This window comes from Bacillus sp. JJ1764 (assembly GCF_036962145.1).
Taxonomy (GTDB): Bacteria; Bacillota; Bacilli; order Bacillales; family Cytobacillaceae; genus Neobacillus.
The window spans coordinates 1-12,941 of sequence record NZ_JBALNY010000023.1 but is presented as its reverse complement, the minus strand read 5'-3'; the positions used below and the strand labels follow the sequence as shown (position 1 = coordinate 12,941).

Here is a 12,941-nt window from a genome sequence, read left to right as displayed (position 1 = left end):
AAGTTTAACAGAGCCTATAGATTAATAAAACTTTTCTTAATAAAAAAGATAAGGAGAAAAGTTGTATGGAAATCCGTCAATTAACTTATTTTACGGTTGTTGCTAAAGAAAAAAGTTTTACGGTAGCTGCAAAAGTATTGCACATATCTCAGCCTGCTTTAAGCAAAATGATAAAGAATCTTGAAGACGAGCTTGGTGTCCTTTTATTTGACCGATCCGAGAAATTTGTTCAATTGACGGATGCCGGGGAAGAATTGTATGCCCAAGCACAAAAGCTATTGTCAGATTTTGAGTCACTTACAGAATCTATTAGGGATACGGAACACCTAAAAAAAGGGCATATTAAAATTGGTATACCCCCTGTTATTGGTACTTCATATTTTCCATCACTGATAGCAGGTTTTCGAAATTTGTATCCGGGTGTAACATTGTCCATTTTAGAAGAAGGGGCTAAAACTATTTCTGAAAGAGTAGAAGATGGTTCTGTAGACGCGGGTGTGGTAATCCTTCCTATTGATTTAGAAAAATTCAATAGTATACCGATTGTTTCAGATGAAAATGTTCTCATTCTCCACCGAAACCATCCACTTGCAAACAAGGAGATCGTTTATTATGAGGATTTAAAGGATGAAAATTTTGTCTTGCTTAATGAAACTTTTATGCTTCACCATCGGATTATTTCTGCATGCCGAGAGACAGGGTTCGAACCAAAAGTAACAATTAAAAGCAGCCAATGGGATTTTATTGCTGAACTTGTCGCGTTAAATCAAGGGATATCCATACTTCCTCGGCCTATAGTGGAAAAATACAATAGCAGTATGATTTTGCAACTACCAGTTAATCACCCATCTGTTAAATGGGAAATTTCCATAATTCTCAAGAAAAATAGGTATATATCGTTTGCATTAAGGCGCTTTATTGAATATGTACAAAGAAACATTTCTAGTTGAATTAAGTTAATTTCCCATTCCAGGTTTAAGAAAAAAGTTAGTAACAAAGTAGATTTTTTACAGTTTAAAATGACAAATATGTGTCCGCTTTCATTAGCACTGTGCCAAAAAACTCTTTCACTATCAAACTTGTAAAAAGCAGTTTGATTAGTGGTAACAAGGGTTTAAGGCAACAGTGCTTTTTGTTTGTGAAAATTATAGCAATAAGTTATAGGTCCTATAATTTCTATGTATTATCTTTATGTGAACCCTTGAATTACATTATTGGTGTAGGCAGCTTACAGAAAACAAAAGCAAAGCATAACCAGGGAGGTACACTGATGAATCGAATGGATGGGAAAATAGCAATCGTGACCGGAGGTGCCCGCGGAATTGGCCGTGCGGTATGTGAAACATTTTCAAGAGAAGGCGTAAAGATGGTATTTGCTGTCGACATGGCGGCTGGAGATTATAGTGCAGATAATATAACTCATGTAGAACTAAATGTAACAAACAGAGAGCAGATTTCAGCATTTATTGAGCGAGTTAAAAATGAATATGGAAAAATTGATGTATTAATTAATAACGCAGGAATTACTCGTGATGCTCTTCTACAAAAAATGGATGAATCGATGTGGGATGCTGTAATTGATGTGAACTTAAAAGGTGTATTTAACCTGACACAAGCAATTGCACCAATCATGATGGAGAACGGCAAAGGGTCGATTGTCAATATTGCTTCAGTTGTAGGTGAATATGGAAATATCGGCCAAACAAACTATGCGGCAACCAAAGCCGGAGTAATCGGGATGACTTATACATGGGCAAAAGAATTTACTCGAAAAGGTGCGGCTGTAAGGACTAATGCTATTGCTCCAGGTTATGTAATGACAGAAATGATGGCAACCGTCCCTGATAAGGTTCTAGATCCAATCAGACAAAAAACACCGCTTGGACGTTTGGGAGAACCGCAGGAAATCGCAAATGCTATTTTATTTCTTGCGAGCGATGAATCAAGTTACGTAAATGGACATGTTCTTTCAGTGAATGGCGGACTTAGACTTTAAATAATAACTTAAAACAATAGTTTTAGCCTGAAAAGGAGCCAAAAAAATGGGAAAAGTATTTATTGTTTCCGCAAAAAGGAGCCCGATTGGCAGAATGCTAGGAACCCTTTCAACAGTACCTTCGGGTGAACTTCTTGGCCATGTCATAAAAGCGGTGTTAGAGGAAACTAAAATAGACCCTAGCAGAATTAGTGAAGTCATTATCGGACACGTATTAACCGCTGGGCAGGGACAAGGTGTGGCACGTCAAGCATCTATTTTTGCTGGAGTGCCTGAAGAGGTACCCGCTTATTCAATAAATATGATTTGCGGAAGCGGAATGAAATCGATCATGACAGCCTACAACAGTATTAAAGCTGGTTCTGCAGAGGTTGTAATCACAGGCGGAGTTGAAATGATGTCGCAAGCTCCTTTTGTTATGAAGGGACTTCAGGCCCGTAACGGCAATAAAATGGGAGACATGCAATTATCCGATACCATTATTAGTGATGCACTAACAGATGCTTTCCATCACTATCATATGGGAATTACGACTGAAAACATTGTAGAAAAATATAGTATCACACGTGAAATGCAGGATCAATTCTCCTGGAAGTCACAGCAAAAGGCCATTAATGCGATCGATAGCGGCAGGTTTAAGAATGAAATTGTTCCAATTGAAGTAAAAACTCGAAAAGGAAGCATCATTGTTGACACAGATGAACATCCAAACCGAAGTACAAGCCTCGAAAAAATAACATCATTAAAGCCTGCATTCAAAAAAGAAGGAACTGTAACAGCAGGTAATGCATCTGGAATTAACGACGGTGCGGCTGTATTAATGGTTGCATCTGAAGAGGCTGTTGAAAAATACGAATTAACTCCATTGTTTGAGATCATTGGCATTGGCCAAGGCGGAGTGGACCCATCAGTTATGGGCCTCGGACCTGTACCGGCTATTAAAGATGCCATGTCCAAAGTGGATATTAATTTTACAGATATTCAATTAATTGAATTGAACGAGGCATTTGCCGGGCAATCACTGGGTGTCATTCATGAGCTTAAACAGCATTTTAATGTTACGGACGAGTGGTTTGAAGAACGCACAAATGTCAATGGCGGTGCAATTGCCCTCGGCCATCCACTTGGTGCGTCAGGTGCAAGAATTACAACAACCCTTCTTTATGAAATGAAAAAACAGAATGCCGAATATGGCCTAGCCTCTCTTTGTATTGGCGGTGGTATGGGAACAGCAGTGATTGTAAAGTCTGTCTAGATTAAATCATTAAGGAATCAGGAACAAAAGCAAGCCGTGGACTTCAAGTAAGGGAGCTTCACTGTAAAACAGGATTAGCCGGTAGTTCATTTGCCTGCGAATATTTCCCCTCAAAAATGCTGGAGAAACTTAAAACATTATCCAGCGGGCAATCAAGCACTGCCGGCTATATCTTTTTTGTAGAAAATCATTCTTATTTGATGCCGTGGACTAAAAAAAGCCGTGGATATTGAATGAATGGAGCTGTTTTACAAACAAAATCCTAAAAAAAGCCATGGACTTGCAGTTCTTTTCCTAAAGTATGTGAAATGTTGATCAAATATTAAAGTCAATTGAAAAGGGTGATATAGATGGCAGCATCACAAGAAGTATTAGTCGGAAAAAGAGTATCGGAATTATCCATTGGCGATCAAGCCTATATGACCAAAACCATTTCAGAAAGCGATGTATATTTGTTTGCCGGCATCACCGGTGATTTAAATCCAGCTCATGTAAACGAAGAATATGCAAAAAATACTCCATTTAAATCACGCATTGCACATGGAATGCTTGGAGCTGGCCTTATTTCAGCAGTGCTGGGTATGAAGCTTCCAGGGGCAGGAACCATCTATCTGGGACAGGAACTTTCATTCAAAAAACCGGTCCTTATTGGAGATACCATTACAGCTGAAGCAGAAGTGGTAAACATGGTCGATAAAGGAAAATTCTTTATTTGTGAAATCAAGACAACTTGCTATAACCAACATGGTGAAGCTGTAATAGAGGGCATGGCAAAGGTCATTCCGCCCAAATAAAACGCTTTGTACATTAATATATGCCCAATGTTTTTCCAAACCAGGAATATGAAAAAAACACATCAAGAAGTATGGAGGAGATAAATATGACTACGTTAACTGCATTACCAAAGGTAACTATTGAACCAGTATTAAAAGGAAACATTGCTCGCGCAGCTCATCCATATGGCTGTGAGGCTTCCATTAAAGAACAAATAACTTATGTAAAGCAGAATGGAAAATTTGATGGTCCAAAAAAAGCGCTTATTCTTGGCGCATCATCAAGTTATGGTTTAGCTTCACGGATTTCTCTTGCCTTTGGGTCGCAAGCTGACACAATCGGAGTCTCCTTTGAGAGAGGAATAACCTCCCCTGAACAAACAGGAACTGCCGGATGGTGGAATAATATCTTCTTTAAACAGGAAGCAGAAAAAGAAGGTTTAATTGCTAAAAACTTTATCGGAGATGCATTCTCTACAAAAATGAAAGAACAGGTAATCCAATATATCAAAGAAGAATTTGGCCAGATTGATATTCTTGTATATAGCCTTGCCTCGCCAAAACGAATCGATCCTGTAACTGGTACGGTTTATACATCATGTATTAAATCCATTGGTGAAGAAGTAAGGGATTACAGTATTAACCTTGAAAAACAGGAGATATTTGAACAGGTAGTAGAACCGGCAACGGAACAAGAAATTGCCGATACGGTAAAAGTAATGGGCGGTGAAGACTGGGAGCTGTGGGTCAACGCTTTGTTAGAAGAAGGCTTGCTTACTGAAGGTTTTAAAACAGTTTTGTATTCATATCTTGGCCCTGATATCACTAGACCATTTTACAGCGGTGGAACTTTAGGCCAAGCAAAGGCACATGCTGCAGAAACATCTAAGAGAATGGATAAAATCCTTAAAGAAAAAGTAAATGGAGAATCGGTCATTTGTGTAAGTAAAGCGGTTACAACGAAAGCAAGTGCAGTAATTCCAATTTTACCAGTATACGCAAGTGCTCTTTACAAGGTCATGTTGGAAAAGGGACTTCATGAAACACCTATTATGCATAAACAACGTTTCTTTAAAGATATGCTATACGGCAACAAGCGAGAGTATGACGAAAACGGGTATCTCCGTCCAGATTCATGGGAATTACGAGAAGATGTTCAGATGGAAGTAAAGGCAATTGTTGACCAAGTAACACCTGAAAACTTCCGTGAAATTACTGCAGTTGAAGTTTTCACGAAGGAATTTATGCAATTAAACGGCTTCGAATATAAAGGTGTGGATTATGGCGCTGAAATCGATTTAGAACAGCTTAGCCAATTACGTCCTTAATTTTTCGATAATGGAAGGAGAACCGACGATGGGAAAATCTAAGTTAATCAGTTCAAAAGGAGCAGCAGAACTAATTTTTGACGGTGCCATTTTAGGTGTAGGAGGATTTATTGGTACTGGGGTGGCAGAGGAAATCCATCAAGAGGTGGAAAAGCGCTACCTTGAAACGGGAAAACCAGAAAATCTGACCCTATTGTATGCAGCCGGAATCGGCGATGGAGGAGAAAGAGGATTAAACCATTACGCACATGAAGGGCTTATTAAAAAAGTGATCGGTGGTCACTGGGGGCTTGCACCAAAGCTTCAGCCACTTGTTGCAGCCAATAAAATTGAGGCATACAATCTGCCTCAAGGAGTAATTGCACAAATGTTCCGTGATAGTGCTGCGGGCAAGCCTAGAACCATTACCCATGTTGGACTTGGTACCTTTGTAGACCCTGACATTGATGGTGGGAAGTTAAACGAAGTAACAACCGAAAAGATTGTTGAAAAGGTATGTTTTGATGGGAAAGAATACCTTGCCTATAAAACTCAAAAAATCGATATAGCTATTGTAAAAGGAACAGAAGCTGATGAGAACGGTAATATTTCATTCGGCAAAGAGCCATTGACTCTTGAGGTTCTCTCAATAGCAATGAATGCAAAAAATAACGGCGGAATGGTTATTGTTCAAGTTGAAAAGATGGTTAAGAACGGTTCGATTGACCCTAAACAGGTAAAAATTCCTGGAATCCTTGTCGACTATGTTGTGGTTGTGGACAAAATTGAAAACCATATGCAAACGTTTGGAACTCAATTCAATGATGCCTTTGTCCGAAGTGATGTAGTTATTAAAAAAGAAACAAATGTATATCCTCTGAACGAACGCAAGGTGATTGCCCGACGAGCAGCAATGCTTCTTGACCCCAACAAAAAAGTACTAAACTATGGAATCGGTGTGCCGGAAATCATTGCGGAGGTTCTTCGCGAGGAAGGTCAGGAAAAAGGTTTTACGCCAACAATCGAGCCTGGAGCGGTAGGCGGAACACCTGCAGGCGGGCTGGACTTTGGATGTTCAGCGGTTCCTGAAGCGATTATCGACCAGCCATACATGTTCGATTTTTACGATGGCGGCGGTATTGATGCAGCGTTCCTCGGCCTTGCTCAATGTGATGGGGACGGTAATATCAATGTTTCTAAATTCGGTCCAAAAATTGCTGGCTGCGGCGGTTTCATCAATATTACGCAAAATGCGGAGGAACTTGCTTTCTGCGGTACATTTACAGCTGGAGGCCTGAAGGTAAGGGCTGCTGATGGAAAACTAGATATTCTCCAAGAAGGAAAAGCTAAGAAGTTTATCAGTTCGGTAGAACAGATTACCTTCAGCGGAAATGTTGCCCGTCAGAATGGAAAAAAGGTCATCTACATTACGGAACGAGCGGTATTTGAGCTTCTTCCTGAAGGGCTGACCTTAACAGAGATTGCTCCTGGTGTCGATATTCAAAAGGATATTTTTGATCAGATGGAATTCATTCCGTTGATTGTAGAAAATCTAAAGACAATGGATGAGCGAATTTTTATGAATAATCCCATGGGGCTTAACTTTGAAGAGGAAAAAGTAATGGAAGCATGGGCATTACAGTTTGCGTAAGTATATTCATCAAGTCTAAAAGTGGGAGGGGTCCCCTCCCTGAATCACAATAATAAAAGAAGGTGAAAATCATGAACCAGGTTAATAAAAGAAAAGGCTATTTTATGATTGCGATACTTTGGTTTGCTTATGTTACATTTGCGATGAACTGGGTCGCAGGTTCTTCCTTAACTCCGCAGATTACGATGACGTTCTTTAGAGGGCCAGTTGATCCTGTAATTTCCCAAGTTGTAAACTATTCCATTACAACGGCACGAGTGTTTGCAAATATTCTTGCAGCAATGATCTTGATGAAATTAGGACCTAAGAAGGCGGCAAGCCTTGCCATTGGCTTTTTAATGATGGCTCTTGTTGCTATATATCTTCCAAACTACTGGGCATATACTGGAGCCAGAATGGTTATGGGGCTTGGTGGATCAATGGTTATCGTTTATATGAACCCTGTTGTTAGCCGCTATATTACAAACAGTACTCAAAAGCTTCGTATTAATGCCTTGAATACAGTTTCTTATAATGTAGGTGCATTTATCGTATCCTTACTGTTTACATTTTTAGCAAACCAGCTAACACATGACTGGAAGCTTACTTTATCTATTTTTGCCTCCTTAACCTTAATTACGTTTGTAGCTTGGCTGTTGATGGGAGAGAACTTTGATACAAAATCATCCAATACAGGACAAGTGATTGAGTATGGTTATAAAGATGCGATTAAGGATCCTTTCCTCTGGAAATATGCATTAGGGTTTAGCGGTTTCCTAACGTTGTATATATTATCTTTAGTTAGCTTAAAACCAGTCTTTGAGCAGTATACAGAGTTAAGCGGCTCAATTATTAATCTGTTAGTATCTGGAGCAGGTATTATCGGTACTTTCGTAGGAATGAAAATCGGAACAAAAGGCACACCTCGCAAACCTATTTTATTAACAAGCGGAACAGTGATGATCCTTTCATTCACTATGACGATTGTTCTAGGAAACTTATCTCCAATGTCATCATACGCATTTGCTTTTATTTCGGGTTTTGCTATGTTCATTCAATATCCAATTTACATGAACCTAGCCCATGAACTTGATGGTATGTCACCTCAAAAATTAACCGTTATTTTTGGATTGTTTTGGGCAATAGCTTACGCTGCTCAAACCATTATTACCATTACTTGGAGTACAATCCTCGGGTCAGCGGGATATGTACCTTCAATGATTTTCTTCGTTGCTGCTTCATCCCTATATCTTGTTTTTGCACTTGTACTGCCGGAAACAAAGCCGAAAAATCTAAGTGTGCAAAGTAAAAAATCTGCATAACTGTAAATACTATGGGCAGGCATAAAAATTGGCCTGCTTTTTTATATGCAAAAAAATAAAAAAGTCAGGAATTACCTGCCGGTTTTATTAATGATAATCTTAATTTGTTTTTTTGATACAGAAAATTGTAACATCAGAAGTGGAGTATAAATTTGCTTCACTTTTTTCTTGTCCCCAAAGTGGGACCATAAGAGCAAGAATGAGGACGAAAAGACGGGCAATTACTTGTTAAAATGAGGCCAATGAATATAAGCTTTACCCGAAATGACGAATTGTAATAAGCTTAAAAAAGACGTTCAAGGTGTAGAAATGCCCTATCTGATAAAGTAACTAGAATGCTGGTGAACGATTGCATTGGGTGTCCATTTTCTTTCTTAAAACCTGATACCAGTGCAGAAAGGATAGTGAAGTGACGTGGCGACTAATATCAACCTTTCATTTGAAGAGATGTGGGAGAAAATCATCGCTTGTGACCGTAAATATGATGGACTATTTTTTACTGCAGTAAAAACAACTAAAATATACTGTCGACCTTCCTGCAGATCAAGGAAGCCCAAAAAAGTAAATGTTGAGTTTTATACTAACATGAATGAAGTTGAAAAAGCTGGTTATCGTCCTTGCAAAAGATGTCAGCCGGAAGTTGAGCATTCACCTCATATTGAGCTTGTCAGAAATGTCATTACGTTTCTGATCAATCATTATAAACAAAATTTGGTGTTAAAAGATATAGCGGATCAAGTCGGTTTAAGTCCCTATTATTTGGAACGCTTATTTAAACAAGAAACCTCAGAGACTCCGCGTACTTATTTAGAAAAAATACGTATCGATAAGGCAGCCCATCTTCTAAAATGCTCGACCCTTACGAATCTTGAGATTTGTTATGAGGTGGGATTTCAGAGTCCTTCCAATTTTTATAAAGTATTTCGAAGCTTAAAATACTGTTCACCCAGTCAATATCGAAAGGAACTCCTAAATGAATTGGATTGATCATGAGTCTTATATGGAGATTTATCCTCCGAAGGAATTTAATTTTGAAGAGTGTTTAATTTTTTTAGGTAGGTCCAATCAGGAAATCCTTCATCAAATAAACGAGGAGAATGTATATAAACTAATTAAAGTGAAAGAATCTTTGATATTATGCAAAATTGGATATGTCAACAATTCTATAAAGGTAGATTTCCCGATAAGCTTACCATCGGTTCACTACCGCGCAAAAGTGGCAGAGTATATTTGGGAATGGTTTGATTTGGACCAGGATCTAGAAGGATTTTATCAAATGGGTGGTCAAGATAAAGTTTTAAGGACACTGGTCCAAAAATATGATGGATTACGGATAATATGCATTCCTGATATATTTGAAGCACTGGTATGGGCGATTATCGGACAGCAAATAAATTTACCATTTGCTTATACTTTAAAGAAACGTTTCGTTGAACAATATGGCGAATGTTTAACTTTCGAAGGGAAAACGTTTTGGGTATTCCCCTCATTTGAAAAAATAGCTTCCATACCTGTGGATGATTTAAGAAAACTTCAATTCACCGGCAGAAAGGCAGAATACATCGTTGACATCGCTAAAGCTATGACGAATGGTGAACTAACAAAAGAATTATTGCTAGAGAAAAAAGAACATCAACAAATACAAAAGTACCTTATGATATTTAGAGGTATTGGAGCGTGGACGGCAGAATATGTGATGATGAAATGCCTTCACATTACTTCTTCTTTCCCTATTACGGATGTCGGCCTTCATAATGCATTAAAGAATATATTAGGACTTGAAAGGAAACCGACAATTGAAGAAATAAATGAATTAGCAGCAGATTGGAAAGGCTGGCAGTCATATGCCACCTTTTATCTATGGAGGTCCTTATATGACAAAAAAATATAAATTAGATTATGAATCACCGATAGGCGTGATAGAAATAATCGGTACAAATGAAGCCATCAGTTCTATTTTGTTCTCTGAAGAGAGTAAAAAGGTTAATGATTTACATGCTGAAACTCCCACGGTTTTAGAAGAATGCTATAACCAACTTAACGAGTATTTTAAAGGTGAGCGGAATGAATTTACCTTCCCTATTCAATTTGAAGGAACTGAATTTCAAAAAACAGTATGGGAAGCTTTAATAAAAATCCCCTATGCAAAAACTGGTTCTTATAGGGATATTGCCGTTTCCATAGGTAATGAAAAGGCCATCAGAGCTGTAGGGAGTGCTAATGGGAAAAACAAGTTAAGCATTGTTATTCCCTGTCACAGAGTAATCGGTTCAAATGGGAAATTAACCGGTTATGCAGGCGGTCTGTGGAGAAAAGAATGGCTGCTTCAACATGAGAAGACATTTAAAAATTTAATTGAAGTTAGGAAATAAAATAACTCAATCTATGTTATTGATGTAAAAAAGGGGGCCAATGTTTGTTTTGCATTAGCCCCCTTTTTTGACCTATCCTATTGGAAAGGGACATCAAGAATAAGCTTAGATATCCATATCAACTTTCCTGCCGGAGTAAAAAGAAATTTGAGGATCCAATCGATTTTCTTTAGCAGTCCGTTCGCTAGGAATAAGTCTAAAAACCGATGTGTGGCTCCCTAGTGAAGAGCGGTATTTCTCAACATGGGATTGTGGCAGGTTCTTATTATAGTAGCCAGGCACATACTTATCGAGCATCGATTGCATCGCGGCTGTTGCTTCATGTAAATCAGTTACCTCTTCGAGTTCTCCAAACATCATCACACTCATATAAGCAGTATCTGTCTTGGCAGGAATAGGACTAACCATGGTTCCAAAATCTTCAGCTACTGTGAAACAACCATTGGGATTGGCTTTGATCAACTCTATTTTTCTCCCATGGGCAGCTCCATGAAAATAAACAGCCTCATTCATCATGACAAAATTCAAAGGGACCACATAGGGAACTTCTCCATCGGTTAATCCAAGATAACCCGTCCGTGCCTGATTTAAAAACTCATTAATACGCTGATCATCTGTACATACTAATTTTTCCTGGCGAATTTTATTCATTTTCCATCCCCGCTTTCTTTAAAAATGATAAAATCATTGTAAGAAATTTCTGTACATGAGAAAAGTGACAGAATTGAAAAGTTTGATAGGGACAGATGGAGGGTTGATTGTGGAAATATCCCCATTTTTACAAAAAGAATTACCTGAGCCGCTATACAGCCAATTGTATCAGTGGATTAAAAACGAAATTGAAGAAAGCAGGCTTTTACCTGGCATGAAGATGCCATCTATTCGTCAGCTAACACTCCATTTAAAGGTGAGTCGGAACACAGTGGAGGCTGCTTATCAGCAACTGCAAGCAGAGGGATATCTTGAGAGTATCCCTAAAAGTGGGATATGGGTATCTGAGATTGAGAAGCCTTTATTACACCCGATAGAAGAGGAACATCCTATTGGGGTAGAGAGTGGACCATCAAGTGAGGTCCTTGTTGATTTTGAATATGGGAATGTTGATATGGATAAATTCCCCTTAAAACAGTGGAAGAGATGTCTGGCGGATGCAATTGACCAGGATTCCCGCTGGCTATTTCAATATAGTGACAGAATGGGAGATTGGGAATTAAGACGGGAAGTTTCAAACTATTTATTGCAATCAAGAGGTGTACGCTCAGTTCCAGAGCAAATTATTATTACGGCTGGAACACAGTCATCCGTGACACTGATTTGCCAGCTTTTAGGGCTTCGGGAAAAAACTGTAGCGATGGAAGAACCAGGGTACAGTGGAGTTCGTTCAATCTTAGAAGATCAAGGATGCCTAATTAAACCGGTACCTCTTGAAAAAGATGGTTTATCGATTGAGTATATCCAAACCGGAAAACCAAAAGCCGTATATGTAACACCTTCTCACCAATTTCCGATTGGTATGGTTCTATCTGTTTCAAAAAGAATGCGCTTGCTGAAATGGGCGTATCAAACTGGGGGATATATTATTGAGGATGACTATGACGGGGAGTTTCGATACAGGGGTCAGCCAATTCCATCTTTGAAATCGCTGGATGAAGAGGAACGGGTTATTTATTTAGGTACATTTTCTAAATGCTTTCTTCCTTCTGCCAGACTAAGTTATATTGTCCTGCCACCTTCGCTGATGATTCAATATACAGAAAGGTTTGCAGCATATAATCAATCTGTCTCACCTATTATTCAAAGAGCAATGGCATTGTTTATGCAATCTGGAGAATTCGAAAGGCATATTCGAAGGATGAGGAAGACGTATCAAAGAAAACATCAGGCACTGTTAAGGAGTATTGAACAATATATGGGCAATGGTGTAAAAATTGTGGGTGAAAGGTCAGGATTACATATTTTATTGAAACTAAAAGGGATAACAGCCATCGAGATGATTGAAAGGGGTCTCCAGAAGGGTATAAAAGTCTACTCACCTAAAAGATTTTGGTCGACTCAAGATCCCGAAAGTCATTCCTATATGATGTTAGGATTTGGTGGCTTATCCATTGACGATATTGAAAAAGGAATCAAAATACTCTCTACCTGTTTGCCGGGTAAAGGTGATGAGGAATAAAGGAACTGAACCATAAGCTAGACATGACATCTCCTGGAGAATGTTATAGTCTAGCTTTTTTATATTTATTATTAAGGGTGTGTTAAAGAACAGGTTTGATTTTTTACACTCTG

12 protein-coding genes are annotated in these 12,941 nt (G+C 38.6%); 11 read left to right on the top strand and 1 reads right to left on the bottom strand.

Going from position 1 to position 12,941, the window contains the following annotated elements:
* Positions 1–65: 65 nt before the first annotated feature.
* The 10 genes from V7083_RS03920 to V7083_RS03875 all read left to right on the top strand — a co-directional run bounded on the left by V7083_RS03920 (position 66) and on the right by V7083_RS03875 (position 10,655).
* Positions 66–950: a LysR family transcriptional regulator gene (locus tag V7083_RS03920; RefSeq protein ID WP_335475588.1), complete on the top strand. Its 885-nt coding sequence runs from the start codon at positions 66–68 to the stop codon at positions 948–950.
* A 320-nt stretch (positions 951–1,270) separates the two neighbouring features.
* Positions 1,271–1,996: a 3-oxoacyl-ACP reductase FabG gene (gene fabG / locus V7083_RS03915; protein ID WP_335475586.1), complete on the top strand. Its 726-nt coding sequence runs from the start codon at positions 1,271–1,273 to the stop codon at positions 1,994–1,996.
* A 46-nt stretch (positions 1,997–2,042) separates the two neighbouring features.
* Complete coding sequence (locus V7083_RS03910) at positions 2,043–3,251, top strand: acetyl-CoA C-acetyltransferase (protein ID WP_335475583.1); 1,209 nt, start codon at positions 2,043–2,045, stop codon at positions 3,249–3,251.
* A 350-nt stretch (positions 3,252–3,601) separates the two neighbouring features.
* A complete protein-coding gene (locus tag V7083_RS03905) occupies positions 3,602–4,045 on the top strand; it encodes a MaoC family dehydratase (RefSeq protein WP_335475581.1) in 444 nt (147 codons plus the stop codon).
* Positions 4,046–4,131: 86 nt separating this feature from the next.
* Positions 4,132–5,352, top strand: a complete 1,221-nt coding sequence (gene fabV, locus V7083_RS03900) for an enoyl-ACP reductase FabV (protein WP_335475579.1) — start codon at positions 4,132–4,134, stop codon at positions 5,350–5,352.
* Positions 5,353–5,380: 28 nt separating this feature from the next.
* Positions 5,381–6,982, top strand: a complete 1,602-nt coding sequence (locus V7083_RS03895; protein ID WP_335475577.1) for an acyl CoA:acetate/3-ketoacid CoA transferase — start codon at positions 5,381–5,383, stop codon at positions 6,980–6,982.
* A gap of 71 nt (positions 6,983–7,053) precedes the next feature.
* Positions 7,054–8,283 (top strand): MFS transporter, encoded by a 1,230-nt coding sequence (locus tag V7083_RS03890; RefSeq protein ID WP_335475575.1) that lies wholly within the window; start codon positions 7,054–7,056, stop codon positions 8,281–8,283.
* A gap of 414 nt (positions 8,284–8,697) precedes the next feature.
* Positions 8,698–9,270 (top strand): bifunctional transcriptional activator/DNA repair enzyme AdaA, encoded by a 573-nt coding sequence (locus V7083_RS03885; RefSeq protein WP_335475573.1) that lies wholly within the window; start codon positions 8,698–8,700, stop codon positions 9,268–9,270.
* Positions 9,257–10,174 carry a DNA-3-methyladenine glycosylase family protein gene (locus V7083_RS03880; protein ID WP_335475571.1) on the top strand — a complete coding sequence of 306 codons (918 nt, stop codon included), beginning with the start codon at positions 9,257–9,259 and terminating at the stop codon, positions 10,172–10,174. The genes V7083_RS03885 and V7083_RS03880 overlap by 14 nt, the downstream gene beginning before the upstream one ends.
* A complete protein-coding gene (locus tag V7083_RS03875; RefSeq protein ID WP_335475569.1) occupies positions 10,158–10,655 on the top strand; it encodes a methylated-DNA--[protein]-cysteine S-methyltransferase in 498 nt (165 codons plus the stop codon). The genes V7083_RS03880 and V7083_RS03875 overlap by 17 nt, the downstream gene beginning before the upstream one ends.
* Before the next feature lie 105 nt (positions 10,656–10,760).
* Here V7083_RS03875 and V7083_RS03870 read toward each other — a convergent pair whose 3' ends face one another.
* On the bottom strand, positions 10,761–11,306 hold the full coding sequence (locus tag V7083_RS03870) for a pyridoxamine 5'-phosphate oxidase family protein (RefSeq protein ID WP_335475566.1): 546 nt from the start codon (positions 11,304–11,306) through the stop codon (positions 10,761–10,763).
* Positions 11,307–11,415: 109 nt separating this feature from the next.
* On the opposite strand from V7083_RS03870, the gene V7083_RS03865 reads away from it, so the two are divergent.
* The gene (locus V7083_RS03865; protein WP_335475564.1) at positions 11,416–12,828 is read left to right on the top strand and encodes a PLP-dependent aminotransferase family protein; all 1,413 of its coding nucleotides are present in this window, start codon (positions 11,416–11,418) and stop codon (positions 12,826–12,828) included.
* Positions 12,829–12,941 lie beyond the last annotated feature (113 nt).

Excerpts from the sequence above, each read along its gene's own strand:
- fabV (WP_335475579.1), top strand. The coding sequence starts at position 4,132 with ATGACTACGTTAACTGCATTACCAAAGGTAACTATTGAACCAGTATTA.
- V7083_RS03905 (WP_335475581.1), top strand. The coding sequence starts at position 3,602 with ATGGCAGCATCACAAGAAGTATTAGTCGGAAAAAGAGTATCGGAATTA.
- V7083_RS03895 (WP_335475577.1), top strand. The coding sequence starts at position 5,381 with ATGGGAAAATCTAAGTTAATCAGTTCAAAAGGAGCAGCAGAACTAATT.
- V7083_RS03920 (WP_335475588.1), top strand. The coding sequence starts at position 66 with ATGGAAATCCGTCAATTAACTTATTTTACGGTTGTTGCTAAAGAAAAA.
- V7083_RS03890 (WP_335475575.1), top strand. The coding sequence starts at position 7,054 with ATGAACCAGGTTAATAAAAGAAAAGGCTATTTTATGATTGCGATACTT.
- fabG (WP_335475586.1), top strand. The coding sequence starts at position 1,271 with ATGAATCGAATGGATGGGAAAATAGCAATCGTGACCGGAGGTGCCCGC.
- V7083_RS03875 (WP_335475569.1), top strand. The coding sequence starts at position 10,158 with ATGACAAAAAAATATAAATTAGATTATGAATCACCGATAGGCGTGATA.
- V7083_RS03910 (WP_335475583.1), top strand. The coding sequence starts at position 2,043 with ATGGGAAAAGTATTTATTGTTTCCGCAAAAAGGAGCCCGATTGGCAGA.
- V7083_RS03880 (WP_335475571.1), top strand. The coding sequence starts at position 9,257 with ATGAATTGGATTGATCATGAGTCTTATATGGAGATTTATCCTCCGAAG.
- V7083_RS03870 (WP_335475566.1), bottom strand. The coding sequence starts at position 11,306 with ATGAATAAAATTCGCCAGGAAAAATTAGTATGTACAGATGATCAGCGT.